This window comes from Streptomyces shenzhenensis (assembly GCF_021462265.1).
Classification (GTDB): domain Bacteria; phylum Actinomycetota; class Actinomycetes; order Streptomycetales; family Streptomycetaceae; genus Streptomyces; species Streptomyces shenzhenensis.
In genome coordinates this window covers 100,377-126,189 of record NZ_JAJONF010000021.1, presented here as the reverse complement: position 1 = coordinate 126,189, position 25,813 = coordinate 100,377, and the positions used below count along the sequence as shown (strand labels likewise).

Sequence of the window (25,813 nt, the reverse complement as noted above, 5' to 3'; positions counted from 1 at the left end):
GCGCCCCCCGCACCGTCTGCACCGCGCCCGCCCGAGAGCGGGTGCGAAGGAGCCGTACCACCATGGATCTCACCTTGCTCGAATCCGCCCTGTCCGACAGGGCCGCCACCCCCGTCCCCCTGATCGCCCGCCGCCCCGCCGACCTGGTCGGCAGCACACCCGCGCTGTGGATCGAGAAGCCGTTCGCCCCGCCGGGACGCGGCTTCTACGCCAAGCTGGAAGGCGCCAACCCCGGCGGCATCAAGGACCGCCCGGGCCTGCACATGGTCCGGGAAGCGCGTCGGCGCGGCGAACTCCTGCCCGGTGCACCCGTCGTCGAGTCCTCCAGCGGCACCCTCGGTCTGGGCCTCGTCCTGGCCGGACTGACCTACGGCCATCCGGTCACCGTCGTCACCGACCCCGGCATGGAGCCGTCGATGGTCCGGCTGCTCACCGCCCTGGGCGCGCACGTCGACCAGGTCGCCGCGCCGCATGCCGACGGCGGCTGGCAGCGGGCCCGCCGCGAGCGCGTGGCCGAACTCCTGGACCGGGCCCCCGACGCCTACTGCCCCGACCAGTACCACAACCCCGACAACAGGGCCGCCTACCGGCCGCTGGCCGCCGAACTCGTCGCCCAGATCGGCCGGATCGACGTCCTGGTGGCCGCCGTGGGCACCGGCGGCCACTCCGCCGGGGTCGCGGCGGGGCTGCGTGAGTCCTTCCCCGGCCTGCGGCTCATCGGCGTGGACGCGACCGGCTCGACGATCTTCGGGCAACCCGCGCGCCCACGCCTCATGCGCGGGCTCGGCTCCAGCATCCATCCCTCCAACGTCGACTACGGAGCCTTCAGCGAGGTCCACTGGGTGGGCCCGGCCGAGGCGGTGTGGGCCTGCCGGCGACTGGCCCGGCTGCACTACGCGTCCGGAGGCTGGAGCGTCGGGGCGGTGGCGCTGGTGGCCGGGTGGGCGGCACGGACGTACCCCGCCGGGACGCGCATCGCCGCGATCTTCCCCGACGGCCCGCACCGCTACCTGGAGACGGTCTACAACGACGCCTGGTGCCGCGAGCACCGGCTGCTCGGCCAGGAACCGCCGGTGGAGCCGGACGAGATCGCCGAACCGGACGAGTGCGAGGTGACGGCGTGGACACGGTGCGGTCAGGTACGTGATCCGCTCGGGCGCGACGTGACGACGGCGGGTGCGCGATGAGGGGGCTGCGGGCCCAGGTGGCCTCCTTCGACCGGCCGGCCCGGCTGCTGATGGTGAACCAGTTCGCCATCAACCTCGGCTTCTACATGCTGATGCCCTACCTCGCCGACCACCTCGCCCACGGCCTCGGCCTCGCCGCCTGGGCCGTCGGCCTGGTGCTGGGCGTGCGCAACCTCTCCCAGCAGGGCATGTTCCTGGTCGGCGGCACGCTCGCCGACCGGTACGGCTGCAAGCCGATGATCCTGGCCGGATGCGTGCTGCGGACGGTCGCCTTCGGACTGCTCGCGGTGGCGAGCAGCCTGCCCGCGCTGATCGTGGCGTCCGCGCTCACGGGCCTGGCGGGCGCCCTGTTCAACCCGGCCGTACGGGCGTACCTCGCGGCGGACGCGGGCGAGGAACGGCGCGTGGAGGCGTTCGCCGCCTTCAACGTCTTCTACCAGGCCGGGGTCCTGGTCGGCCCGCTCGCCGGACTCGCCCTGCTGACGTGGGACTTCGGCGCGGTGTGCGCGGTCGCCGCGCTCGTCTTCGGCGCGCTGGCCGTACTCCAGGCCCGCGCCCTGCCCGCACGCCCCCCGGCCGACCGGGGCGCCGAACCCGCATGGCGAGCGGTGGCCGCCGACTGGCGCACCGTCGCCGCCAACCGGCCCTTCCTCCGCTTCGCCGCCGCGATGAGCGGCTCGTACCTTCTGGCCTTCCAGGTCTACCTGGCGCTCCCGCTCCAGGCCCGCGAACTCTTCGGGGAGCGGACCGGGATGGTGACCGGAGCGGTCTTCGCCGTCTCGGCACTGGCCGCGCTCTCGGGCCAGCTGAAACTGACGGCCTGGGCGAAGCGGAACCTGCCCGGACCGAGGGCGATCGTGTGCGGGCTGGTGGTGATGGGGGCGGCCTTCCTGCCGATGCTGCGCGGCTCCCACGGCGCCGTGGCCGGGGTGGCGGCCCTGACGGTGTGCGCGGCGCTGCTGGCCTGGGGCGGTGCGCTGCTCTATCCGTTCGAGATGGACACCGTGGTACGCCTGTCCGGCGACCGCCTGGTCGCGACGTACTACGGCGCCTACAACACCGCCTCCGGCATCGCGATCTCGCTCGGCAACCTGGCCGTCGGCGCACTGTTCGACACGGGTGTGCGCTGGCTGCCGTGGGCGGCGCTGGGCGGCACGGGACTCGTGTGCGCCGTGCTGGTGGCCCAGCTCCATCGCGCCGGGCATCTCACCGCGGAGCCGGCCGCGGCGGCCGTGCCGGTGTGAGGTTCGGCGAGCCCCGGCCACCGCGCAGGCCGCCGCGCGCGGCTTGCCGCGGACGGCGGTGGCCGCGTCGGGATCCGGGACGCGGAGGGCGAGCTGTACGCGGGCTGTCCGGGGCATCCGGCGGGCCGCCGCACGGGCGGCGATGGCGCGGCTCGGCCACCGCCACACGCCGCGCGGGCCCGTCGCCCGGCAGCCCGGCCGGTCGCGAACCGACCTGGCGCGGCGAGGAGTTCAGCAGCCGCCGCCGGAGGCGGCGGCCGGGGCTCCGATGCCGATCTGCAGGGTGGCGGGCGCGGCACAGCAGCCGCCGCCGGACTGCTCGGCGTTCGCCGGCTCGTCGAAGAGGCCCGCGCCGCCGCAGACGCCGGTCTCCGGGAGGGTCAGTTCGACGCGCGCGGCGGCCTCGTGGTCGCCCGCGATGGCGGCGGCGACCGAGCGGACCTGCTCGTAGCCGGTCATGGCGAGGAAGGTCGGGGCGCGGCCGTAGGACTTCATGCCGACCAGGTAGACGCCCTGCTCGGGGTGGGAGAGCTCGGCCACGCCGTGCGGGTAGACGGTGCCGCAGGAGTGGACGTTCGGGTCGATGAGCGGGGCGAGGGCGGTCGGGGCCTGGAGGCGTTCGTCGAGGCCGAGGCGGAGTTCGGAGAGGAAGGACAGGTCTGGGCGGAGGCCGGTCAGCACGATGACCTCGTCGACCGGATCGAGGCGACGGCCGTCCTCGGCGACGAGGACGAGCCGGTCGCCGTCGGGTTCCACGGCCTGGGTGCGGAAGCCGGTGACCGCGCTCGCGTGACCGGCCTCGACCGCTTCCTTGGCGCGCAGGCCCAGGGCGCCTCGGGCGGGGAGCTGGTCGGCCTCGCCGCCGCCGTACGTGTTCGCGCCGATGCCGCGCCGCAGGATCCACACCGCGTGCGTGCCGTCTTCCTCCTTCGCCAGGTCGGCGAGGAGCGCGAGGGCGGTGAAGGCGGAGGCCCCGGACCCGACGACCGCGGTGCGCCTGCCCGCGTAACGGGCGCGTACGGCCGGGTCCTTCAGGTCCGGGACGCGGTAGGAGACGCGGCCGGCGGCCGACTTCTCGCCGAGGGCGGGCAGGCCGTCCGCTCCCATCGGGCCCGGGACGGACCAGGTGCCGGAGGCGTCGATGACGGCGCGGGCGGTGATCCGCTCCTCGTGGCCGTCGGTGTGCCGGACGTGCACGGTGAAGGGCTGCTCGGCGCGGCCGGCGTCGACGACGCGGTCGCGGCCGGCGCGGGCGACACCGGTCACCGTGGCGCCGTAGCGGACCTTGTCGCCCAGGGCGTCGGCGAGGGGCTGGAGGTAGCGCTCGGCCCAGTCGCCGCCGGTCGGGTAGGCCGTGCTGTCGGGGCGGAGCCAGCCGGTCGGGGCGAGGAGCTTCTCGGCGGCCGGGTCGATGACCTCGCCCCAGGTCGAGAAGAGGCGGACATGGGACCAGTCGCGTACGGCGCTGCCCCCGGCGGGGCCGGCCTCCAGGACGAGGGGTTCGATGCCGCGCTCGACGAGACGGGCCGCGGCGGCCAGGCCGACCGGTCCGGCTCCGACGACCACGACGGGCAGCCGGCCGGTGGTGAGCGCGCTGTTGGTGGACGCAGCCACGAGGTTCCCCTTTGCTTCGACATTCGTCGATCTCTTGCGGGCCCAGGATGACACCTGCATCGATAAGCGTCAACATAGACATCTATCGAATCCGCGAGCCGGGCGGGGCGGGTGCGCGACGCGTCGCCGCGTACGGCTCGCAGTCCGGGATGCCCTTCGGCGGAGCCCCGGGCCGCTGTCGCCGCCGCTCGCGCCAGGACGAGGCCGTCGCCCGTCTGCCCCCGCCGGGAACTCTCGGCGGCGCGGCCTGTCGTCGAACTCCCCGTGTCGGCGCGGGGTCGGCCGGGGTGCGGAACGGATCGCGCGTCGCCTGGCCGCCCGCACCCCCCGAACCTGGGGCCGGGCGGCCCTCGTGCACTGGTTCGACATGTGTCAACATAGACGTATGTCGAATACGAAGGCGCTGCCGCTGCTGGAACCCGCCTCCGGCGAGGCAGCGGCGCCGTGCTGCCCGCCGCTCACCGAGCGTCCGTTCACCGCGGAGGAAGCCGACGTGGCGGCGCGGATGTTCAAGGCGCTCGGGGACCCGGTGCGCCTGCGGCTCTTCTCCGCGGTCGCCTCCCACGAGGGCGGCGAGGCGTGCGTGTGCGACATCTCGGACGTCGGTGTCTCCCAGCCGACCGTCTCCCACCACCTGAAGAAGCTCAAGGACGCCGGTCTGCTGACCTCCGAGCGGCGTGGCACGTGGGTGTACTACCGGGTCGAGCCGTCGGTGTTCGCCGCGATGGGGCAGCTGCTCGCCCCACGCTGATTTCGCGGGTCACGCACGAGGAGGCAGCCCGCCGCCTCGCCGTCACGCGCCCGCCTCCCGCCGCCACCTGTGCGTCAGGTCCGTGCCGTGGTGGCGAATGCGCACTTCGCCTCAGCGCGATCGACCGGGTAGACCGGGTGGACGGATGTCAGAACGGTCCGTGCAGGCTGCCCAGTCTGTCGGTCAGGCGCAGGTTCTCGGAGTAGTCGACGGGACAGGCGATCACGGAGACCGCGTCGTCGTCGAGAGCACGGCGCAGCACGGGCAGCAGCTGGTCGGCGGCCTCGACAGCGTAGCCGCGTGCGCCGAAGCTCTCGGCGTAGGCGACCAGGTCGGGGTTGGTGAACCGGGTGTGGCTGTGCCGGCCGAGTTCGAGTTCCATCTTCCAGGTGATCAGGCCGTACTCCTCGTCCACCAGGACGAGCACGACGAGCGGGACGCGTTCGCGGACGGCGGTCTCCAGTTCCTGGGAGTTCATCAGGAAGGAGCCGTCACCCATCATCGCCAGGACCCGTCGGTCCGGCCGGGCGAGCTTGGCGGCGATGGCGCCCGGCAGCGCGAAACCCATCGTGGACAGGCCGTTGGAGACCAGACAGGTGTCCGGTTCGTAGGTCGGGTAGAGGCGGGACATCCACATTTTCCCCGCGCCGGTGTCGGCGAGGACGATGTCGTGGCGGTCAAGGGCGGTGCGGACATCGGTGACCACGCGCTGCGGTACTACGGGGAACGCGTCGTTGTCGCGTCCGTACTGGAGTTCTTCGTCGAGCAGCGTGCGGATCTTCTCGCTGCTTCCGCAGTCGTAGGCGAGTCCCTCGGGCAGTGCCGCCGCGAGTGCGTCCAGCGCCTGTGAGGGGTCCCCTCTGACGCCCACCGCCACCGGGTAGTGGGCGTCCACCTCGGCGGGGAAGCGGTGCACGTGAAGGATCCGTTTGTCGCCGTTCGGGTTGATCTTGACCGGGTCGAACTCCTGGATCTCGTAGCCCACACAGATCAGTACGTCGGCCGCGTCGAAGCCGAAGTTGCCGTAGTCGTGGCGCATGAAGCCGACCGCACCGAGGGCGTTCGGGTGGTCGTCGGGGAAGACGCCCTTGCCGTGGAACGTGGTCGCGACCGGGATGTTCAGCCGTTCGGCGAACCGCACCAGGGCAGCGGAGGCCCCGGCTCTGGCGGCGCCGTGGCCCGCCAGCACGATGGGGTGCCGAGCCGGGGCAAGCACCTCGACCGCCCGCGCGATCTGGGCGGGGGACGGCGCGTCGGCTCGCACCTTGTCGATCTGCAGGGGTGCCAGCGGCCGGGCGGGACGCCCCGCCTCGATGTCCTCCGGCACGGCCAGGAACACGGCACCGGGGCGCTCGCTCTGCGCGGTCTTGAACGCCTTGCGAGTCATCTCCGGCACCGCGTCCGGACACACGATCTGGGCCGCCCACTGGGTGACCGGGGCGAACATCGACACCAGGTCGATGACCTGGTGCGACTCCTTGTGCGTACGGCGCAGGGAGCCCTGGGCGGCCAGGGCGACCATCGGGGAGCTGTTGGTCATGGCGTCCGCGGTGCCGAGGAGCAGGTTGATCGCACCGGGTCCCAGCGTGGCCGAGCACACCCCGGCCCGGCCGGTCAGCCGCCCGTAGATCTCCGCCATGAACGAGGCGGCCTGCTCGTGGCGCACCAGGACGTACCGGATCCCGGAGCCGTTCAGCGCGTCGACGAAGCGGATGTTCTCCTCGCCGGGAATCCCGAAGACGTACTCCACGCCCTCGGCCCGCAGGCACCGCACCAACAGGTGCGCGACGTCCTCCACGGCAGCCGTGTCCTGCGGGCCGTTCGCGCCTTCGGTATCCATGAGACGAACGTAGGCACGCCCCGCCTGCCCCGGCCACCCGTCCGCCGCCGACCGGGGCGGCCCCGCCGCCCTGTCCGTCAGTGGCGAGTCGACCCGGTGACGCGGCCGGGTCCCAGCCGGAGCGGGAGCCGAAGCGTAAGCCGGAGCCGAAGCGGGAGCCGAAGCCGAAGCCGGAGCGGGAGCCGGAGCCGGAGCGGGAGCCGGACCTGCAGCAGACCCGGAGCCGCAGGACAGCGGACGGACACGGTCGGGGCCATTCGGAGGTACTGCGGTGGCACCCTGCCGTGGCCGACTCGCACGCTGGACCTCGGAGATGGACGACTCGCCACGCGCCCCACGTGATGGCAGGGCTTTCAGGAGGAACGAGTGACCGCTTCGTCGCCCACCGACGGGCCGCCGTCCCGGTACGACGACCTGCGCGCCCTGGTGATCAACTGCACCCTCAAGCGTTCCCCCGAGACGAGCAACACCCAGGGGCTGATCGACCGCAGTACCGCCATCATGGACGCGCAAGGCGTGCGGGTCGACGTGGTGCGGGCGGTGGACCACGACATCGCCACCGGGGTCTGGCCCGACATGCGGGAGCACGGCTGGGAGACGGACGCCTGGCCCGAGCTGTACCGGCAGGTGACGGCGGCGGACATCCTCGTGCTCGCCGGCCCCATCTGGCTGGGCGACAACAGCTCCGTGATGAAGCAGGTGATCGAACGGCTCTACGCGTGCTCCAGCCTGCTCAACGAGGCTGGGCAGTACGCCTACTACGGCCGGGTGGGCGGCTGCCTGATCACCGGCAACGAGGACGGCGTCAAGCACTGCGCCATGAACGTCCTCTACAGCCTCCAGCACCTCGGATACACCATCCCTCCGCAGGCGGACGCCGGATGGATCGGCGAGGCGGGCCCCGGCCCCTCCTACCTCGACCCGGGTTCGGGCGGCCCGGAGAACGACTTCACCAACCGCAACACCACCTTCATGACCTGGAACCTGCTCCACCTGGCCCGCGCGCTGAAGGACCTGGGCGGCATTCCCGCCTACGGCAACCAGCGCACCGCCTGGGACGCCGGCTGCCGCCGCGACTACGAGAACCCGGAACACCGTTAGACACGACGATCACTGCCGGACGCCCTCCGTGTGGCCACTTCTCCGTCCTGGCCATGGCCCGGTGTGCGCGCAATAGTCAGGCGAGGCGAGGAGGGCCACCGCCCTAGAATGGCCGTCGTGACCGACAACACTCAGCGCCCCGCCGGCGGGCCGAACAGCGCCCCCGAACTGCCGACCCAGTACGCGCCGGCCGAGGTAGAGGGGACGCTGTACGAGCGTTGGGTAGAGCGCGGTTACTTCGAGGCCGACGCGAAGAGCGACAAGCCCGCGTACACCGTCGTCATCCCGCCGCCGAACGTCACCGGTTCCCTTCACCTGGGCCACGCCTTCGAGCACACGCTGATCGACGCCCTCACCCGCCGCAAGCGCATGCAGGGCTACGAGACGCTGTGGCAGCCCGGCATGGACCACGCGGGCATCGCGACGCAGAACGTCGTCGAGCGGGAGCTCGCCAAGGAGGGCAAGTCCCGTCACGACCTGGGCCGTGAGGCGTTCGTCGAGCGGGTCTGGCAGTGGAAGGCCGAGTCCGGCGGGAAGATCGCCGGCCAGATGAGGCGGCTGGGCAACGGCGTCGCGTGGAGCCGTGACCGGTTCACCATGGACGAGGGCCTGTCCCGTGCCGTCCAGACCGTCTTCAAGAAGATGTTCGACGACGGCCTGATCTACCGCGCCGAGCGCATCATCAACTGGTGTCCGCGCTGTCTGACGGCGATCTCGGACATCGAGGTCGACTACCAGGACGACGACGGCGAACTCGTCTCCCTGAAGTACGGCGAGGGGGACGACACGGTCGTCGTCGCCACCACCCGTGCGGAGACCATGCTCGGTGACACGGCCGTCGCCGTTCACCCGGACGACGAGCGCTACAAGCACCTCGTCGGCCGGCGCATCAGGCTGCCGCTGACAGACCGTACGATTCCGGTCGTCGCCGACACGCACGTCGACCCCGAGTTCGGCACCGGTGCCGTCAAGGTCACGCCCGCCCATGACCCCAACGACTTCGCCATCGGCCAGCGGCACGGCCTGGAGTCGCTGACCGTCATGGACGAGCGCGGTGTCATCACCGTCCACGGGCCTTTCGAGGGGCTCGACCGCTTCGAGGCCCGTTCCGCGATCGTCGCCGCGCTGCGCGCCGAGGGCCGGATCGTCGCGGAGAAGCGGCCGTACGTCCACTCGGTGGGCCACTGCTCGCGCTGCAAGACGACGCTGGAACCGCGACTGTCCCTGCAGTGGTGGGTGAAGGTCGAGACGCTCGCCGAGGCCGCGGGCGACGCGGTCCGCGACGGCCGGGTGAACATCCACCCCGCGGACCTGTCGCAGCGGTACTTCGACTGGGTCGACCACCTCAACGACTGGTGCATCTCACGGCAGTTGTGGTGGGGCCACCGCATCCCCGTCTGGCACGGCCCGAACGGGGAGACCGTGTGCGTCGGCCCCGACGAGCAGCCGCCGACCGGCGAGGGCTGGGAGCAGGACACCGACGTCCTCGACACCTGGTTCTCGTCCGGCCTGTGGCCCTTCTCCACGCTGGGCTGGCCCGAGGAGACCGCGGACCTGGCCAAGTTCTATCCGAACTCGGTCATGGTCACCGGGTACGACCTGATGTTCTTCTGGGTCGCCCGGATGATGATGTTCGGCCTGTACGTGATGGACGGCGAGATCCCCTTCCCCACCATCGCGTTCCACGGCATGGTCCGTGACGAGCACGGCAAGAAGATGTCGAAGTCGTACGGCAACACGGTCAATCCGCTGGACTGGATGGACGAGTACGGCTCCGACGCCCTGCGGTTCACGCTCGCGCGGGGTGCCAACCCCGGTACCGACGTGCCGATCGGCGAGGACTGGGTCCAGGCGTCCCGCAACTTCGCCAACAAGATCTGGAACGCGACGCGGTTCGCGCTGATGAACGGCGCCACGACCGAGGGCGAGCTGCCTCCGGCCGAGCAGCTCTCGGCCGCGGACCGCTGGATCCTGTCCCGGCTGAACACCGTCGTGGCCGAGGCGGACGCGTACTACGACGACTACCAGTTCGCCAAGCTCGCCGACGCCCTGTACCACTTCGCGTGGGACGAGGTCTTCGACTGGTACGTCGAGCTGTCCAAGACGACGTTCATGGCCGGCGGCGACGCGGCCAAGGTCTCGGCACGGGTCCTGGGCGAGGTCCTGGACGTGACGCTGAAGCTGCTCCACCCGATCGTCCCGTTCGTGACGGAGACGCTGTGGACCACGCTCACCGGCCGCGAGTCCGTCGTGATCGCCGACTGGCCGTCCGACAGCGGGTTCCGCGATGCCGCAGCCGAGGCGGAGATCGAGAGCCTCCAGCAGGTGATCACCGAGGTGCGCCGCTTCCGCTCGGACCAGGGCCTCCAGCCCGGTCAGAAGGTCCCGGCCCGCCTGGACCTGTCGGGTACGCGGCTCGCCGCTCACGAGGCCGCCATCCGTCAGCTGCTGCGGCTGCAGCCGGAGGGCGACGGCTTCAGCGCCACGGCGACCCTCCCGGTCGCCGGTGCCACGGTCGCGCTCGACCTCTCGGGCACGATCGACGTCGCGGCCGAGCGCAAGCGGCTGGCCAAGGACCTGGCTTCGGCGGAGAAGGAGAAGGCCCAGGCGGAGGCCAAGCTCGGCAACGAGGCGTTCCTCGCGAAGGCACCGGACAACGTGGTCGAGAAGATCCGGACGCGTCTCGCGAAGGCCGAAGGGGACATCGTCCGGCTGCAGAACCAGATCGACAACCTGCCGCCTGCCTGACAGCCAGCCCAGCGAGGCGGGCACCGCTACGGACCGACGAGCCGGGACGGCTTCGAGGCGAGGACGAGGCGCGTGATGTCCTCGGCCGAGTCGTCGCGGCACCTTGGCGAGACAGCACCTCAGAGGTGCTGCTTCGCTGAGCCGACGAGTCGGCTGATGTCGTCACGTGTCCGTGCTCTCAGCTCGTCCAGCGCGGCCCTGGCATCCGCCTTGGGCAGCTCCGTGATGTCCGCAAGCACGTCTTCCGCGGTCCCGCTCAGCCTGTCGTCATCCGTCAGCATCTGCACCCGGAACAGGGCCTCCTGGGCGCTGGAACGCAAGTCGTAGGCGCGGATGCGCACCGCGTCGGGGTCGCCGGCCTCCGGGCGGGTGACGGTCAACGGCATCAACCCGTGGCAGGGACCGGCGGGGCCGTTGCCCACCTCCGCGACGAAGGACCGGTACTCCATCGGCAGATCGACGCCGTGGGATTCCTCGAAGGCCCTGATCTCCGCCTCCGCAAGCGTCGGAGTCACCTCGTACCGGTGCGTGTCCGCGCCGAAGCGCTCCCGCCCCGGGTCCTGTGCTGCCATCTCCCGTATCCGAGCGCGTACGTCGTCCCCGTCCCAGCTCTCCATCGGGCGACCGTAACAAGACCAACAGCATGCGTTCGCAGCGTCACGGAGAGGCGGCTGACGTCTTATTGACCGGTCACCCTCTCACGCACCAGTGGCGTCCCACCTTCCTCAGCCCACCACTCTCCCCAGCTCCCGTCCCGGCCGCCGTCGACCCACGCCCGCTCGGCTTGAGCGCCACCACACCGGCCCAACGCAAGGCCGTCAAGGCCATCGTCGAGGACGCCCAGCGGTTCTTCTCCAGGCAGTGGCAGCAGATGCCCGCCGCCTACTTCAGCTGACCTCGGGACTTGCACCTCACGCGGCGTCACCCGAGCGTGAGCCACCGAATACCGAGCCGCTCGAAGTGGGTGGTCTCCGGCACGTCGAGCGCCGCCCGACCGGTGACCTTGCGCAGAAAGGTCGGCCTGTCCCAGCCCAGTTCACGCGTCCCGTCCAACTGGTCCGGCCCGAGCAGCAGTTCCAGCACTGCCGCCCCAGCCTCAGTAGTCAGCCACGGTTCGCGCCCCAGCGCGTCCGACAGGTCCAAGCCGTGAACCGCGATCTCCACCACCCTCGTGAGCAAGAACTCCGAGAGCAGCATTGCGTCCCCATGACGAGTACGCACGACTCGGTCTTCCGCCTCGTCCCGGCACATCCGATCCACCTGCTGCCACGTCGCGGCGAAGCCCTCGGCGAGAGCTGCACCACTGGCATGCCCGGCCGCGTGGTCCTGGGCCAGGCCGAGACGGGCAGCGTTGGTCTGCGGGCTGAACCTGTCGTCGGGCCGGTAGTACTCCGCTGCACTGACCTCGGCCTTGTCCGGAGCGGGGCCGTCCAGCATCTGAGGCAACCACGCGATCACCACCCGGACATGACCCAACAACTCGCGCACGGACCAAGGTTCACACCGCGTCGGACGATCCCACTCCGCCTCGGACAGCCCTGCAACCGCCTGGGAGAGCTCCCCGGCTTCGAGACGGAACGCTTCCAACACACGGCCTTGATCCATGCCGATCAAACTATCAACGGGGGAAGATCCAGATGGGAGAGCGGGACGAGGCAGGTGATGATCTCCCCATGAGCGAGATCATCCTGATGTCGGACCCCAAGATTGCAGCCATACCTGTCCAGGAGTGCGGCGAACGCCTGGTGGATGTCCGCAGCGACGGCGCCCTGCTCGTCGACACCCGCAAACAGGACCCCGCAGGCGCCTTCGCCCACCTGCGCCGGGGCGTCCTCGAGCGGCTCATCGCAGCCCAGGCACTGCTGCCCGACGGCCTGCGGCTGCTGTTTGTGGAGGGATACCGCCCGCCGTCCCTGCAACGCCGGTACTTCGAGGAGTACGCCACTCAACTGCAAGCCGAGCACCCCGACTGGACCGCCGGCCAGATCCACACGGCCGCCAGCCGCTACGTCTCCCCACCCGAGATCGCGCCGCACAGCGCGGGCGCCGCCGTCGACCTGACGCTCGTCGACTCCCACGGACACGAACTGGACCTCGGCACCCGCCTCAACGCCGACCCGGAGGAAAGTCACGGCGCCTGTTACACCAACGCCGCCAACGTCACCGGCCAAGCCCGCGAGCACCGCAAGATCCTGGGAACCGCCCTGACCGTCGCGGGCCTGGTCAACTACCCCACCGAGTGGTGGCACTGGTCCTACGGCGACCGCTACTGGGCCCTGGCCACCGGCGCGGCAACCGCCCCCTACGGACCCCGCGAGCTGTCCTGAACCCCACACCACCGCAGGCGACGGGCAAGGATCTCCGCCACGACGGTAGGCGATCTTCAAGACCTCGGGTTACCGCAGGCCAGTGCGTCCCGTGAGCACCCCGCCGCCCCATACCCGAGAGGGTGATCCGCATCATCCGATGAGGCTGGAACGCCACACCGCCGACCATGAGCGTCGCGAATACCCCCTCGGCGAGGACGCCTGCCCAATGGCGACACGGACTCCACCGCACACGGCCTCTGCGGACACAAGGCACAGCTTCGTGTCCCTCCTCTCCGACTACGGCATCCTCGCTGGAGCGGACCGCGCTCTTGGCCGGTCACAGCAGCCAAGCGACCACAGCGGCGGTCTACCGCAAGCAGCTCCGGTCCGTGATCACGCAAGCGCCAAAGCGATGGACGACATCTTCGCCGAAGTCAGGAAGAGGAGGGCGCTGAGGGCGAGGAAGAGGGCGGCGCCGTGGCCTGATCAAATCCGTTGAGGCGCTGACGACGACGTTGGGCGTGGCTTGTCCCAGCGGATACGCAAGCGGAATGGCCGAATCTCGCCTGCTTCTTTGATCATCGTTGCCCCCCTTTGCCCCTGCTGTCAGTGGCGTGACCTAGGCTCCGGTCACTTCCCCAGTTCAATAACAGGGGCTCTTTTCGTTCCGGGGGTTCGAAACCACCGTGCAAATATGCACTCTTCCGGCTGCGACGGCGCTCGCGGTCCTCTTCAGCTCGGCCGCGCTCGCGGTCACCTCGGCCGCGCCCGCGCTGGCCGACTCCAGCATCATCCTGCCGGTCAAGTCGACCGGCGACGTCGTCGTGGACGGCGTCCACCAGCGGGTCTTCATCAGTGACCCGACCAGCGGAAAGGTCGTCGCAACCGACTACAGTGGCACGGTGGTCGGCACCGTCGACTCGTTGCCCGGCGTCCGCGGCCTGGAACTGTCCGCCGACTCCGGCACCCTGTACGCGGCCGTCGAGGACGCCGACGCGATCGTCGCCATCGACACGGCGACCGCCACCGAGGCCCATCGCTACCCGACGGGCGACGGCACCCAGCCGGAGTATCCGGCCCTCGCCGGCGGAAAGCTCTGGTTCGGCTACCGCAGCTCCGGCAGCGGCAACATCGGCTCACTCGACCTGAGCGCCGGTGACCCGGTCGTGGCCCTTCACCAGGACGCCACCCGTACCTGGAACGACGCCCCGATCCTCGGCTCCTCGGCCGGCGCCCCGGGCACCATCGTGGCGGGGGCCTCCGGGCAGAGCCCGAACGAACTCGCTGTGTACGACGTGTCGTCGGGTTCGGCGAACCGCACCGCGTACGCCTGGGATCCGGGCAGCAGCAGCAACCTCACCGACCTCGCCGTCACTCCGGACGGCAAGGACGTCGTCACGGCCAGCGGCGCCCCCTACAAGCAGCAGGTGTTCAAGCTCTCGGACCTGTCGGAGGACGGCAGCTACACCACCAACCCCTACCCGAACGCGGTCGACATCGCTCCGAACGGCGCCGTCGCCGCGGGCACCTTCTCCTGGTACGACCCCGACGTCCACATCTTCGAGCCGGGCGTCTCCACGCCGGTACGGCAGTACGACTTCCCCAACACCGGCACCAGCAGCGGCTCCGACACCCTCGCGGCCTCGGGTCTCGCCTGGGCGCCGGACGCCAGCAAGCTGTTCGCAGTGTCGTACAACGACAAGGACGTGTACTCGCTGCGCGTCCTCGACAACCCGACCAAGGCGGACACCACCCTCACGGCGACGGCCCCGGCCACCGCCACCCGCGCCAAGTCCCTCAACGTCACGGGCAAGCTGACGTCGAGCACCGCGTTCCCGTCCGGCACCACGGTCTCCGTCACCCGCACCGATGACGAGTCGTCGTCCGGCAAGGCGCTCGGCAAGGCGACGGTCGGTGCCGACGGCTCGTACGCCGTCGCCGACACCCCGCCGGCCGGCGGCAAGGTCACGTACACGGTCACCTACGCGGGCGACGAATACCACGCGGGGGCCACCGCCACGAGCACGGTGAACGTCACCCGCACGGCGACCACGGTGACGCTCAACAACAACGGCAAGGTGTATGCGTACAGCAGTGCAGTGAAGTTCACGGCGCACCTGGGGACGACGTACCAGAACCGCACCGTCGCGATCTACGCCAACCCCTACGGCGCCGACAAGCCTGAGAAGTTGGTCAAGTCCGGCACGGTCGACTCCTCCGGCAACCTGTCCGTCACTCTCTCCCTGACCCGCGACACCAAGCTCACCGCCAAGTTCACCGGCGACACCCGGTACGCGCCCGCGACGGCCACCAGCACGGTCGGCGCGCAGGTCAAGGTGTCGACCGCGCTCAGCGGCTACTACACGAGCAAGACGGCGTGGAGCCAGACGTACCGCTACTTCCACAAGTCCAAGGACCCCGTCTACGGCACGACGATGACACCGTACCCGGGCCGCAAGTACAAGGTGGAGATGCAGGGCTACTATCAGGGTGCCTGGCGCACCACGCACTCCGAGTACCTCGTACTCGGCTCGGGCGGCAAGGACACGCTCGAGCTCACGGGCACCCCGCCGACGGGCGTCCGCTTCCGGATCCGGTCGTCCTACATCGACACGACGTCGGGCGACAACGTGAACTCGACGACGCACGGGACCTGGAAGTACTTCATCTTCACCAGCTGACGTCCGGTACTTCTCACCGAAGACTGACGTGACGGGCGCGGGTCTGCTGCCGAAGCAGGCCCGCGCCCTGGGCGTTCGCCACGCCGAGGAAGCGCAGGACCGCCGGCACCGGGCGGTGGTCGGCGACGGTGGGGCCCCGAGGGCTGGGGCAGGAGAACGCGCCGTCGACGGACGCGACGCGCTTGGCGAGCCCGGCGAGCCCGCTACCCGAGGCCCGCGAGGGATCCGCGCCTCCCACGCCGTCGTCCGTGATGACGATCAACCGTGTCCCCCTCGTCTGTTCGACGGTTACGTCGGCTGTCGGACCTCGCCCAGATGTGGCCGCCCAGCCTGCCGCGTTGCCAGAGGTGGCCGGGCACCGCTGATGCGGACACCCGGGGCCGAATCTAGACTGGCGAAGGCATAGAAAGTACCGAATTAGGGAGATGTGTACCGTGGCTAAGCGAGGGAACAAGCGACGCGGCCGTAAGAAGAAGAAGGCCAATCACGGCAAGCGTCCCAACGCCTGAGCCAACCGGGCAGACGGCCGAGGGGTCCTCTTGAAGACTGGGCGCCTTTTCCAGAGTTGGGCAGGGAGCATTGACGTTCACCGGCCTGCGGCCAAGGCGTCATGGAGCCCGCCGCGCCCGCGGCTGAGCTAGATCTCGATGTCGGCCTCCGGGTCCGCCCCTGCCTGGTAGCGGCCGGTGAGGACCCGTTCCCTCAGGTGTTCGATGTAGAGGGCGGTCTTGATCTCCAGCGGGAAGTCGGGCGGCCAGATCTGTCGCTCGTAGCGGAAGCGGTGGCCGCGGAAGGAGAAGCGGGTCTCCGCGTGGACCGAAATTTCCCTGTCCACGATGGCGAAGTACTCCAGGCGCCCGCCCGCCAAACCCGGGAGCCGACCCGGGACGAAGAGTTCGTCGAGCCCTTCGCGTGCGAGGGCGCGGAAGCACTCGACGTACTCGTCCCGGGTCTCGTTCACGTCCACGGGTGACATCCTCCGACGCCTTCTGAGATCTGCACGCGGATGTCGTCAAGTGGCGCAGTTGTGGACCGCGCTGCTGACCGAGCCAAGAACGACGTCGCCGAGGTTGCCGGCGACGAACAGATGCACGGCGTTGACCGTGATCCCTTCGGACGCCCCGGCGACCGGTTGCTGCTCGTTGATGACGAGCCGACTGCCGCCGGGGAGGCTGACCTCGCTGTTCGGGGCGGTCGGCACGGTGACCGCCGTACCGCCGATTGTCAGGGAGAGGCGGGTGCTGCCGGTCGCCCGCGCGCAGGTGCTGGACGCCGTGGCCGTCAGCCCCGAGACGTCGATCACGGGGAGGCCCGGAAGGCCGATGGTGGCCGTGGTCACCGTGGTCCTGGCGGTCGAGGTGCCCGGCGCGAGCGTAGTGGTCACCGACGGGCACAGCCCTTCGGCGGTGAGGACGACGGCCCGGACGGCAGCGGTGCACGGCGTCGCCGTGGTGGTGGCGGACGCTGTTCGGACCTGGCCGGTGTCGGGCTGCGCGGGCAGGGCGACCGGAGGCAGCAGGGGCAGGTCGAGTTGGGCGGACAGGCCGTACGCACGACCGGTGTAGTACTCCAGGAGCAGCGTCGTGGATGTACTCGACGCGAGGTAGTTGGCGTCCCCGGCGAAGGCTGCCCGCAGTGGCACTGTCGCCGCCTCGTTCAGCGGCTGGTCGGCCCGGCCGATGGTGCACCGGGCGGTGCCCGCCGCGTCCGTGGTGCCCTCGCAGGACTGGGCGGTGGCGTCCTCACCGAGGACGAAGCGTACGGACCGGTCCGCGACCGGCGCGCCGAGATAGTCCTTCAGCACGCCCGACAGCGTGACACCGGTGCCGTTGGCGAGGCGGGTGGGCCCGGTGTACTTCAGCGTTGTCGGGGACTTGACGGCCACCGTCGTGGAGTCCGAGGACGCCTCGTATCCGGCGTCGCCCGCGAACGTCACCGTGACCGGTATGGACGTGGGCGGCTGGCGCAGTTCGCCGATGGTGCAGCGGGCGGTGCCCGAGGTGTCCGTGGTTCCGTCGCAGGACTGGGCGGCGTCGCCCGTGCCAATGCGGAAGTGCAGGGTCCGGTCCGCCACGGGACTGCCCGCGTAGTCGTTCAGGGCGGCGGACAGCGCCAGTGGACGGCCGTTGACGGCCTGCGCGGGCCCGGTGTACTTCACCGTCGTCGGCGAAGCGGGCGTCAGGGACGAGGTGTCCGAGGAGGGCTTGAACCCGTCGTCACCCGCGAATGTCACCGTGACGGCCACAGCCCCGGAGGGCTGGCGCAGTTCGCCGATGGTGCAGCGGGCGGTGCCCGAGGTGTCCGTGGTTCCGTCGCAGGACTGGGCGGCGTCGCCCGTGCCGATGCGGAAGTCCAGGATTTTGCGCTGGACCGGAATGCCCAGGTCGTCGACGAGTGAGGCAGACAGGGTCAGAGGGCTGCCGTTGGTGCCGCGGGTGGGTCCGGTGTACGTCAGCGTCGTGGGCAGCGCGGGGACCGACGGGACACAGTCCGGATGTACGTCGGTGGCGGGCGCGGGCGCGATGCACGGCAGGATGTAGTAGGCGGTGATGATGCCGAACGGGTAGCTGTCGCCGGACCGGGGGTCGGCCAGGGGGCTGTAGACCACGAAGAGGTTCGTCTCCCCGTTCGTGCACCGGATACGGGCGTCGGCGCCAGCGACGCAATTCGCCGGGTTCGCGATAGTGGCCTGGATGTCCTGTGTGGGTGGGACCACCCCGTGCTGCTGGATGTGGACCCGGCCGAACCCGTCGATCACCTGACCGGTCGGGCTCGTGTAGTCGTCCTGACCGGTGCGCAGTGGGATGTCGTTGCCGTACTGGTCGTAGAAGAGCTTCTCCACCGTCCAGTTGATCGGATTCGGATTGGCCGGAGCGGCGTACGTCGTGCCCGCCGCCGCGGTCACGCCCAGCAGACCGGTGAGAACGCACGCGACGACGGCGAGGATTCTGCCTCGCAGGCGCGCGGTCGGACGCTTCATCCCGATTCCCCCGAATTCCCAGAGAGGTGGCAGCGTCGCACCCTGGTCACGAGGGGTGCGGTTCACCGACCACGCCGTCTTGGTGTCCATGCCAATCTGTGAGCGTAGCGGCGCCTTGACCCGTTGGAGTTGGCCATACCGTGATCGCTTCTGGCATGTCCTGTGAAGTCGTCCGAGCCCGAGGTCGAAGTCCTCACGCATGCCCCGGAGTCGGGGACCTGGATCACCAGGGTGACCCTGGGAGATGCCGTAGCGGCCACCCGGGTAGCAGGTCGTCCCTTGCCGGACGAGGGTTCAGCCGCCGTTCGAGCCCAAGCGATCTCCAGGAACCACTCAGGGGCCTGACCCGCACTGCGGATCAGGCCCCTGACCTGGTACTTCACTGTCGGGGTGGCGGGATTTGAACCCACGACCTCTTCGTCCCGAACGAGGTTCGAGCAAGATCCTCACCGGCGCGAATGGGTGTCGGTGCTGGTCAGGGACTTGGAGTGACTTGGTTCCGGGTGGCTTTGGTGGGCCTCTGACCGAAGATCATCTCCCAGATTTCTCCCAACCCCGGGCGTTCTCCGGGGTGCGGTGGCGTTCTCGGGTGCCATTACGTGAGCAGGTTTGCGTGCGGCTGTGGCGCTCGGACTCCCTGCTGGGCGGTCCGCAGTTCAGTCTCTGAACAGGCTGGCGTCCACCTCGGGCGCGAGCTGCTGCGGTGCCGATCTGAAGGCCGTTGGCCGGCTTGTCATGTCAGACTTCGGGTGCCGTGAGGTGCCGCCGGGCTGCGGCCCAGACTCCTTCGAAGTCCTGGAGGGTCAGTGGCTCCTCGACGTGTCCTTCCCAATCGGTGACGGGCGACTCCGCAGTGAAGCCGTACCGGGCGTCGTCGTCCTCGGCCGACGCGGCCGCGATGGGGCGCAGCGCGGGCCCTTCGAGTTCGACCTGGCGGCTCACCCATCCGTCGTCACTGACCTCGAAGTAGAACCAGGTGTCTTCTTCGTCCCAGTAGCTGCGGAACCATCGCGTCACCGGCTCGTCCTGGCCCATCGCTTTCGTCCTCCGATACCTCAGTGATCAATCGAACCAGACGACAAGCCGTACGTTCTCCGGGCCGTGCAGCCGACCCAGTGTTCGCATCACCTCCCAAACCGGTCCCCAGTGGGTGGCGTCTCCCGCGACTGCGCGACGACTGTGTGCACCGGAGCTGTCGGTCTCGTCCCAGTTGGCAGCGGCCAGTTCGGCCCCGGTGATCCAGGTGGCACCATGGGCGTACTCGGGTCCGAGGTATGCGATGAAGGCAGCGCGCACGCCGTCGGAGACGTCCTCCGGCAGGCCGCGATCTTCGGCCAGCGGCTGGAACCCGAAGGAGTTGCGCACCCCGAAGAGGCAGGCGAGTGCGTCGTAGGCATTGCCGGTGTTGAGGAGGAACAGGTCGATGGCGGCCGTCCAGACGGCGTCCTCGTCGTCCTCGCCCCAGAGCCGGGCTCCTGGCCTGCACTCGATCATTCCGCACATGTCGGTGGACATGCTCGGATTCTGGCGGGGCAGGGGTGGGGCCTGTCGTCCGGTTTTACAACGCTCACTGCGGTGCGCGACCGGGAATGGACGGGGCGATCAGCTAGGCGTGTGCTGGCGCTGGTGGCACTCGTAGGCGGTCGTCGGACCCTCACCGTTGGCGAGCCTTATGACGATCAGGTGACTTTCACCAGATCGAGGCAACCTCACACTTCCTTCACCTGTCACACAGGCGCATTCGCTACCGAAGAAGGTTGGCGCTGGGAGGATTCTCGGCGCAACTGCTCGACCACATATGGCACACCAAGGAACGGACTGTCTGTGAGCGTTGCTGGCTCCGTCGGACGGGTTCAGCCCGCCCGACCCGGTGATCCTTCCCGTGTCGGCCCGTACCGGATCATCGGCCGTCTCGGTTCCGGCGGCATGGGCGTAGTCCACGCCGGCCTCACGGCCGACGGGCTTCGGGTCGCGGTCAAGGTGATCCATCTCGCGCAGGCGGAGGACCCGGAGTTCCGGGCGCGGTTCCGGCGGGAAGTGCAACTCTCCGCCCGTGTACAGGGTCCGTGCCTCGTACCGCTCCTTGCGGCGGACGCCGAGGCTGCCGAGCCGTGGCTGGCAACCGCCTACGCCCCCGGACCGACCCTCAACCAACATCTGGCCAACTACGGTCCGCTCGTGGACGGCACCCTGTACGCCTTCGCGACCGGTACCGCTCAAGCGTTGGCTGCTATCCACCAGACCGGCGTCGTCCACCGCGACGTGAAGCCACAGAACGTCATCCTCACTCCCGCCGGCCCCCGCGTGCTGGACTTCGGCATCGCTCGCGCCTCCGACGGCACCAGCGTCACGCGTACCGGCATCATCACCGGCACCCCGGGTTGGATAAGTCCGGAGTACTACCGCTCCAATACGGCCGGACCCGAGGGCGACATGTTCGCCTGGGGAGCGCTCGTCGCCTATGCCGCCACAGGTCGCCTTCCGTTCGGCACCGGTGCGCCGGACGTGGTCGCCTTCCGCGTCATGTCGGACGACCCGGACCTCGTCGGGATCCCCGAGCAACTGCGGGAGATTCTGGAAAGGGCTCTCGCGAAGGATCCGTCTGAGCGTATGACCGCGGCGGAGGCTGGGGAGGAGTGCTCGAGGCTCCTGGCCTCACAGGCCACCCAGGTCCTCGGCGGCGACGGAGGACTGGAGCTCACCCGGGTGGGCGAACTGGTTGCGGCCGAGTGGGACATGCCCGCGCTGGACGACCCGACTTGGCATGCGCGGTCCTCGCCTTCCCTCGGGCGCACCGTCGTGGCTGTTCTCGTCGCCGCAGCCGTGGTCGGGGGTGTCGCGGGTGCCGCCCTTGCTTTCCCTGCCGGAGGCGACAGCGATGCCTCGGGCAAGACCAGCGCGGCCGCGAGCCCCGCCGACGGCCGCACCCCATCCACAGCCAGGCCCGCGAACGTCCCCACCCCACCCATCCGGCTCGAGGGGGCGGGTGACGTGAGCGAATCGTCGGCCAGCCCGCGCAATGCCATCGTGCCGTCCGATCCGTTGGCGGGGGTGTCCAACCCGGCCTTCACGCGTGCGGGCGAAACAACCGAACCGACGTCCGAGGAGTGGAGGGCCAGCACCGTCGCGAGTACCTCGGAGGAGAAGGGCGTCGAGAAGGCGATCCGGGACCGGATGGCGGCCATGCTCGCCACCAAGGACATGGATTTTATGACGCCCATGGTCACGTTCAACAAGCGGGCGCAGAGCGTGATGGTGACCGGCGGTCCGATTTCCCAGATCCCCGAAGACGATCAGGAGGTGTTCCGCCGGGCCGGGGACATGGCGGCCTGTACCGCCCTCGCATACCGGCTCAAGGAGCATCCCGCCACCTGGTCCTACGGGCGCTTCGTCATCTCCTGGAAGAACGTCGACGGTGACCTCGAACCGAGCGTCCTCGGCTTCGGCGAGGCCACAGACGGGTGCTACAGCGTGATCGCCGGGCAGTGGCGAGGCGATGAGTCCGGCATTGCGACTGCCGGGATACCGAGCAGCGACAAGGCTGAGATCCGCGTCGCCGGTGCCGCCGACAGGGCCATCACCGCCGCCTGGAATGCCAGGATCGCCGAAGGAAACGGTCTGGAGCCCTTCGGCTCGAGCGACGCGATCGACCTAGGCTTCGACCCAGTCGAAAAAGCTGCATACGTGTGGGCTCGGGACACCGACGGAGTGCTCATTGGTCGAGCCCAACGGTCCGACTTCCAAGATGCTGTCTCCATGCCCCTGTGCCAGAAGCTGACAGCCGAGTACAACAGCAACCAGACGTGGAATTACACCCGCTGGTCCGTCGTCGTCTACGAGGGAAACAGCCGTGTACCCGAACTCATCGGTTCAGGTGAGTGCTCCCATTGACCGCCGGGCCTTCGATGAGCACGTCCGGAGTTCGGGGACTGTAAGGCCATTGGCCCTGTTTCAGGGGCAGAAGTTGCATCACCGTATCCAGAGCCGGGTCCGGATCGAAATGCGTGCATCCTCCTGCACCACTTCAGCCGCCAACTGGGAGTGCCCGCGTGAGCCATCAGCACGAGACGCTGTTCCTCCAGATCGTTGTCTGCGCGGCCGGAGTCGCCGCCGAGGCCGGCCGGCTGATCACCGCGGCGCAGGAACGCTGCTGGGACGTGGGTGTCATCGCCACCCCGGAAGGGCTCGGCTTCCTGGACGCGGAGGCGATCGAGGCCCAGACCGGTCGTCCCGTCCGATCGGCATGGCGGTCACCAGGCGAACCGCGACCGCCCCGGCCCGCGGACGCGATCGCGGTCGCCCCAGCCACCTTCAACACGGTCAACAAGTGGGCCGCGGGGATCTCCGACAATCTCGCGCTGGGCATCTTGTGCGACGAGGCGCCGGCCATGGGCGTTCCGGTGGCCGTGCTGCCGTACCTGAACTCCGCCCAGGCCGCCCATCCCGCGTGCCGGCAGAGTATGAGCGGCTGCGGGAGATGGGCGTCCTGGTCGGCTCGTACGAGCCTCACCCGCCGAAGGCCAGCGGCGGGGCCGACCGCTACCGCTGGGAGGAAGCGCTGGAGCCGCTTGCTCCCAGGGTGTCCGAGCGGTCGTGATCAGCGATGCCGTGGTCGTGGTGGTTGCCGGGCCGTGATCACGGCGGCCGTTTCGGGGGCCGGGGTGCTGAGGTGCTGGAGCGCGGTCCGGGGCGCCACCGCGCTGCGGGCCTGAGCTGCGCGGGCTCGTGCGCCCGGTGCCGGCTCGCTGAGGCGCTGGACGCGCCAGGTCAGTACCCGTGCGGGGTGGCGGGCATCGTGGAGGACGCGCCGGTCGGTCGCCTGTCGCAGAACCTCGTCCGGGTCGTGGCCTGCTGCTTTTGCCTTGGCGAGGGCGGCGCCGAGGGCCGGCATGGACGCGCATATGGACAGGAGCGGCCAAGGCGGCGCTCAGCCGAGTGCCCCCGGCCTCGCCCGCTGCGCACGGATGGCACACATGCGCCGTCGCCCCGCCGGATGGCGAGCTCACGGAAGGCGTGACGGACATCCGCCAGCGGCTGCCGATCGCGCATGCAGGAGAGCTTGTTGGCCAGCAGCACGGCCCAGCGCCCAGTATCTACGTGGCCTTGTACCGAATGCGCGCGAGCGTCGCGGCTTGCTCCGCCATCCTCAACTTCCATGGGGTCTGGTCCACCTCGGCGATCTCCCGCCACAGTGCGGCCGTGGCCGAGCTGAACGCCGTAAGTGCTTCGGCCTTTGCGTCCCGCCAGGACGGGAACCGACTGGCGAAGGCGAGCGCCTCTTCCACGGAATGCCCAGCATGCATGAGCTGGAGGACAAAGGCGCCGGGGTCGATCCAGGCCGCCCCTCGCGTCGGCCAGGCCCAGTCGATGACTCGTGCGCGGTCACCGGTGATCAGGATGTTGTCCGGGGCGAAGTCGGTGTGCAGGAGAGTGCTGCCCTCGAAGTGGTGCAGCGTACCCGGTGGTGCGTAATCGGCCCATCGGTCCACGGCGGTCTTGATCCCGATGCCTGCGGGTGCTGTAACGCCCTGCAGCTCGACAAGCGCGGTCTCCACGAGCGGGAGGTCGGGCGAGCCTGGCGTGTAGTCGGCGTGACGGCCGTCGATCATCTCGTAGCCGAGCAAGCTCCAGCCGCCGAACTCCAGGTGCCAGTACAGGTGCGGGCAGGACGCCGGCAGGTACGGGGCGACGGCCGCCTCGCGGCGCTGGGCAGCGACCTGGGGATGGTCGGCCGGGATGCCCTTCACGAAGACCCTGCCGCCGTTCGTCTCCAGGACGGAGGCGATGCCGGAGTTGATGCCTCCCTGCACGGTCAGCGCCTGGTGCACGGCGCCGGTCTTGTCGACGACGGCTCGGCGGACGTCGGCGGGAAGCTGCTCGAAGGGGATGCGGGACAAGGACGCGCGCGGTTCCTCAGGGGTGCTCTGGTACGGGAGTGCCGCCCCGGCCAGGGTACGGCCGGGACGGCACTCAAGGGGTGGAACAGGAGGACGGCACGGGTGCCACCCGTGGTGGATCTAGGGCGCGTATCGAGTCGTGATCAATCTTCGGGATTCGCCCTCAGTCCGAGGCCTGACCCGATAGATCCTCTTGCGTGACTCAAATGCAACTGGCAGACGCAGACTGGGAGTTCATCGAGCCGTACCTGCCGATCGGCGAGTACGGCCCGTACCCCGAGCGGCTGCGACAGCAGTTCGAGGGCGTGATCTGGCGGTTCAAGACGGTGGGCAGTGGCGGGAGATGCCGCAGGAGTTCGGTGCCTGGTCGACCGTCTCCAGCCGCTTCCGGCAGTGGCGTGACGCCGGCGTCTTCGAAGTCCTGCTGGAGGGCCTGATCGCGGAAGCCGCGAAGCGGGGTGAGGTGGACCTGTCCCTGGTCGGCATCGACTCCACCACCGCCCGGGCCCACCACGACGCGGCCGGGATGCACCTTGGCCAAGATGTGATCACTGTCCTTGAGGAAGTAGCCGCCGAGGAAGAGAAGGTCAGGTCAAAGGGGGCAGCCTCAAGGAGCGAAACGGGCAGGCTGCCGAAGCGGATCCCGAGCGGGAGGTGCGACGACGCGTCCTGCGTCGCCGAAAGCTCCGATTGAAAGCTGCCCTCCTGGGACGCTCGCGGGGCGGGCTGACCAGCAAGGTTCACCTCGCTGCCGACCGCAGGTGCCGCCCGCTGTCGTTCGTCCTGACCACGGGACAGGCCGCGGACAGCCCGCAGTTCATCCCCGTGCTGGAGAAGGTGCGTGTCCGGGGGCCCGTCGGCCGTCCTCGCACCCGACCCGACGCGGTCGCAGGGGACAAGGCCTACGCGTCCCGAGGCAATCGCGCCTACCTGCGGAAACGCCAGATCAAGGCTGTCATCCCGGAGAAGAAGGACCAGGCTGCCAACCGGAAGAGGAAGGGCCACAAGGGCGGTCGGCCAGTCAGTCACGACGCTGACCTGTACAAAGAGCGCAACACCGTTGAGCGCCTGATCAACGAACTGAAGGCCTGGCGAGGTATCGCCACTCGCTACGACAAGACACCCGCGAGCTACCTCGCCGGCCTCCACCTTCGCGCCTCGATCATCTGGATCAAGGACCTCACGCGGACCGCTCCTTGATCCAGCGAGGTGTCACGAAGACTGTGTTGGCCGCACATGGCCGGCTGATACCCGGTCGAAGGTGGGCTGGTCATCATGTTGGATGAGCCGCATGAACGAGCATGCTGCAGTGCGACTTCGTCAGGCCATCCGCCGTATCGAAGAGGCCACTCGTGACCGTACCGCCACGGGGTGCCGACCGGAGGACGCTGATGACCTCGCCGGAACGTTCGCCACAGACGGGGCACTCGGTTTTGACCCGATCCCCTTCCTGCGCGCCCT

19 protein-coding genes and 2 pseudogenes are annotated in these 25,813 nt (G+C 69.7%); 11 read left to right on the top strand and 10 right to left on the bottom strand.

Annotation, left to right across the window (positions count from 1 at the left end):
- The first annotated feature begins 62 nt into the window (after positions 1 to 62).
- Positions 63 to 1,187: a PLP-dependent cysteine synthase family protein gene (locus tag LQ326_RS25885; protein ID WP_234540153.1), complete on the top strand. Its 1,125-nt coding sequence runs from the start codon at positions 63 to 65 to the stop codon at positions 1,185 to 1,187.
- A complete protein-coding gene (locus LQ326_RS25880) occupies positions 1,184 to 2,431 on the top strand; it encodes an MDR family MFS transporter (protein ID WP_234540152.1) in 1,248 nt (415 codons plus the stop codon). Before LQ326_RS25885 ends, LQ326_RS25880 begins: the two co-directional genes overlap by 4 nt.
- A gap of 231 nt (positions 2,432 to 2,662) precedes the next feature.
- Here the strand turns inward: LQ326_RS25880 and LQ326_RS25875 are convergent, their stop codons facing one another.
- Entirely contained in the window at positions 2,663 to 4,045 is a 1,383-nt protein-coding gene (locus LQ326_RS25875; RefSeq protein WP_234540151.1) for an NAD(P)-binding domain-containing protein, read from the bottom strand.
- A 385-nt stretch (positions 4,046 to 4,430) separates the two neighbouring features.
- Between LQ326_RS25875 and LQ326_RS25870 the strand changes: the two genes are divergently transcribed.
- On the top strand, positions 4,431 to 4,796 hold the full coding sequence (locus LQ326_RS25870) for an ArsR/SmtB family transcription factor (protein WP_234540149.1): 366 nt from the start codon (positions 4,431 to 4,433) through the stop codon (positions 4,794 to 4,796).
- Between the two features lie 148 nt (positions 4,797 to 4,944).
- On the opposite strand, the gene LQ326_RS25865 is transcribed toward LQ326_RS25870, so the two are convergent.
- Positions 4,945 to 6,636 carry an acetolactate synthase large subunit gene (locus LQ326_RS25865; protein WP_234540148.1) on the bottom strand — a complete coding sequence of 564 codons (1,692 nt, stop codon included), beginning with the start codon at positions 6,634 to 6,636 and terminating at the stop codon, positions 4,945 to 4,947.
- 366 nt (positions 6,637 to 7,002) lie between these two features.
- Between LQ326_RS25865 and LQ326_RS25860 the strand changes: the two genes are divergently transcribed.
- Together LQ326_RS25860 and LQ326_RS25855 are read left to right on the top strand one after the other, a co-directional pair.
- Positions 7,003 to 7,737, top strand: coding sequence for a flavodoxin family protein (locus LQ326_RS25860; RefSeq protein WP_234540146.1), 735 nt, complete (start codon positions 7,003 to 7,005; stop codon positions 7,735 to 7,737).
- A gap of 117 nt (positions 7,738 to 7,854) precedes the next feature.
- Positions 7,855 to 10,485, top strand: a complete 2,631-nt coding sequence (locus LQ326_RS25855; RefSeq protein ID WP_234540145.1) for a valine--tRNA ligase — start codon at positions 7,855 to 7,857, stop codon at positions 10,483 to 10,485.
- Positions 10,486 to 10,604: 119 nt separating this feature from the next.
- On the opposite strand, the gene LQ326_RS25850 is transcribed toward LQ326_RS25855, so the two are convergent.
- Together LQ326_RS25850 and LQ326_RS25845 are read right to left on the bottom strand one after the other, a co-directional pair.
- Positions 10,605 to 11,102: an SMI1/KNR4 family protein gene (locus LQ326_RS25850; RefSeq protein WP_234540143.1), complete on the bottom strand. Its 498-nt coding sequence runs from the start codon at positions 11,100 to 11,102 to the stop codon at positions 10,605 to 10,607.
- 304 nt (positions 11,103 to 11,406) lie between these two features.
- Entirely contained in the window at positions 11,407 to 12,090 is a 684-nt protein-coding gene (locus LQ326_RS25845; RefSeq protein WP_234540142.1) for a maleylpyruvate isomerase N-terminal domain-containing protein, read from the bottom strand.
- A gap of 68 nt (positions 12,091 to 12,158) precedes the next feature.
- Between LQ326_RS25845 and LQ326_RS25840 the strand changes: the two genes are divergently transcribed.
- Positions 12,159 to 12,812, top strand: a complete 654-nt coding sequence (locus LQ326_RS25840; protein ID WP_234540141.1) for a M15 family metallopeptidase — start codon at positions 12,159 to 12,161, stop codon at positions 12,810 to 12,812.
- 668 nt (positions 12,813 to 13,480) lie between these two features.
- A complete protein-coding gene (locus tag LQ326_RS25835; protein WP_234540139.1) occupies positions 13,481 to 15,475 on the top strand; it encodes a beta-propeller fold lactonase family protein in 1,995 nt (664 codons plus the stop codon).
- 13 nt (positions 15,476 to 15,488) lie between these two features.
- Here LQ326_RS25835 and LQ326_RS48780 read toward each other — a convergent pair whose 3' ends face one another.
- The gene (locus LQ326_RS48780) at positions 15,489 to 15,737 is read right to left on the bottom strand and encodes a hypothetical protein (protein WP_372496952.1); all 249 of its coding nucleotides are present in this window, start codon (positions 15,735 to 15,737) and stop codon (positions 15,489 to 15,491) included.
- Positions 15,738 to 15,900: 163 nt separating this feature from the next.
- On the opposite strand from LQ326_RS48780, the gene LQ326_RS48775 reads away from it, so the two are divergent.
- Positions 15,901 to 15,984 carry a 50S ribosomal protein bL37 gene (locus LQ326_RS48775; protein ID WP_372496954.1) on the top strand — a complete coding sequence of 28 codons (84 nt, stop codon included), beginning with the start codon at positions 15,901 to 15,903 and terminating at the stop codon, positions 15,982 to 15,984.
- A gap of 128 nt (positions 15,985 to 16,112) precedes the next feature.
- On the opposite strand, the gene LQ326_RS25825 is transcribed toward LQ326_RS48775, so the two are convergent.
- The 4 genes from LQ326_RS25825 to LQ326_RS25810 all read right to left on the bottom strand — a co-directional run bounded on the left by LQ326_RS25825 (position 16,113) and on the right by LQ326_RS25810 (position 19,970).
- Positions 16,113 to 16,442: a hypothetical protein gene (locus LQ326_RS25825; protein WP_234540138.1), complete on the bottom strand. Its 330-nt coding sequence runs from the start codon at positions 16,440 to 16,442 to the stop codon at positions 16,113 to 16,115.
- A gap of 45 nt (positions 16,443 to 16,487) precedes the next feature.
- Complete coding sequence (locus LQ326_RS25820; protein WP_234540137.1) at positions 16,488 to 18,455, bottom strand: choice-of-anchor P family protein; 1,968 nt, start codon at positions 18,453 to 18,455, stop codon at positions 16,488 to 16,490.
- Positions 18,456 to 19,193: 738 nt separating this feature from the next.
- Positions 19,194 to 19,490, bottom strand: a complete 297-nt coding sequence (locus LQ326_RS25815) for a hypothetical protein (RefSeq protein WP_234540136.1) — start codon at positions 19,488 to 19,490, stop codon at positions 19,194 to 19,196.
- A 27-nt stretch (positions 19,491 to 19,517) separates the two neighbouring features.
- Positions 19,518 to 19,970, bottom strand: coding sequence for a hypothetical protein (locus LQ326_RS25810; RefSeq protein WP_234540134.1), 453 nt, complete (start codon positions 19,968 to 19,970; stop codon positions 19,518 to 19,520).
- A 309-nt stretch (positions 19,971 to 20,279) separates the two neighbouring features.
- On the opposite strand from LQ326_RS25810, the gene LQ326_RS25805 reads away from it, so the two are divergent.
- Together LQ326_RS25805 and LQ326_RS25800 are read left to right on the top strand one after the other, a co-directional pair.
- Positions 20,280 to 22,346, top strand: a complete 2,067-nt coding sequence (locus LQ326_RS25805) for a serine/threonine-protein kinase (RefSeq protein ID WP_308402020.1) — start codon at positions 20,280 to 20,282, stop codon at positions 22,344 to 22,346.
- A gap of 158 nt (positions 22,347 to 22,504) precedes the next feature.
- Positions 22,505 to 23,052: pseudogene (locus LQ326_RS25800) on the top strand (flavoprotein).
- A gap of 496 nt (positions 23,053 to 23,548) precedes the next feature.
- Here LQ326_RS25800 and LQ326_RS25790 read toward each other — a convergent pair.
- Complete coding sequence (locus tag LQ326_RS25790; RefSeq protein ID WP_234540132.1) at positions 23,549 to 24,352, bottom strand: phosphotransferase family protein; 804 nt, start codon at positions 24,350 to 24,352, stop codon at positions 23,549 to 23,551.
- Positions 24,353 to 24,549: 197 nt separating this feature from the next.
- On the opposite strand from LQ326_RS25790, the pseudogene LQ326_RS25785 reads away from it, so the two are divergent.
- Positions 24,550 to 25,552: pseudogene (locus LQ326_RS25785) on the top strand (IS5 family transposase).
- The last annotated feature ends 261 nt before the right edge of the window (positions 25,553 to 25,813 follow it).

What these genes read in the sequence shown, in the direction of transcription:
- LQ326_RS25885 (WP_234540153.1), top strand. Translation starts at nt 63, where the DNA reads ATGGATCTCACCTTGCTCGAATCCGCCCTGTCCGACAGGGCCGCCACC.
- LQ326_RS48775 (WP_372496954.1), top strand. Translation starts at nt 15,901, where the DNA reads ATGTGTACCGTGGCTAAGCGAGGGAACAAGCGACGCGGCCGTAAGAAG.
- LQ326_RS25845 (WP_234540142.1), bottom strand. Translation starts at nt 12,090, where the DNA reads ATGGATCAAGGCCGTGTGTTGGAAGCGTTCCGTCTCGAAGCCGGGGAG.
- LQ326_RS25810 (WP_234540134.1), bottom strand. Translation starts at nt 19,970, where the DNA reads ATGTCCACCGACATGTGCGGAATGATCGAGTGCAGGCCAGGAGCCCGG.
- LQ326_RS25865 (WP_234540148.1), bottom strand. Translation starts at nt 6,636, where the DNA reads ATGGATACCGAAGGCGCGAACGGCCCGCAGGACACGGCTGCCGTGGAG.
- LQ326_RS25850 (WP_234540143.1), bottom strand. Translation starts at nt 11,102, where the DNA reads ATGGAGAGCTGGGACGGGGACGACGTACGCGCTCGGATACGGGAGATG.
- LQ326_RS25880 (WP_234540152.1), top strand. Translation starts at nt 1,184, where the DNA reads ATGAGGGGGCTGCGGGCCCAGGTGGCCTCCTTCGACCGGCCGGCCCGG.
- LQ326_RS25840 (WP_234540141.1), top strand. Translation starts at nt 12,159, where the DNA reads ATGAGCGAGATCATCCTGATGTCGGACCCCAAGATTGCAGCCATACCT.
- LQ326_RS25820 (WP_234540137.1), bottom strand. Translation starts at nt 18,455, where the DNA reads ATGAAGCGTCCGACCGCGCGCCTGCGAGGCAGAATCCTCGCCGTCGTC.
- LQ326_RS25870 (WP_234540149.1), top strand. Translation starts at nt 4,431, where the DNA reads ATGTCGAATACGAAGGCGCTGCCGCTGCTGGAACCCGCCTCCGGCGAG.
- LQ326_RS25815 (WP_234540136.1), bottom strand. Translation starts at nt 19,490, where the DNA reads ATGGGCCAGGACGAGCCGGTGACGCGATGGTTCCGCAGCTACTGGGAC.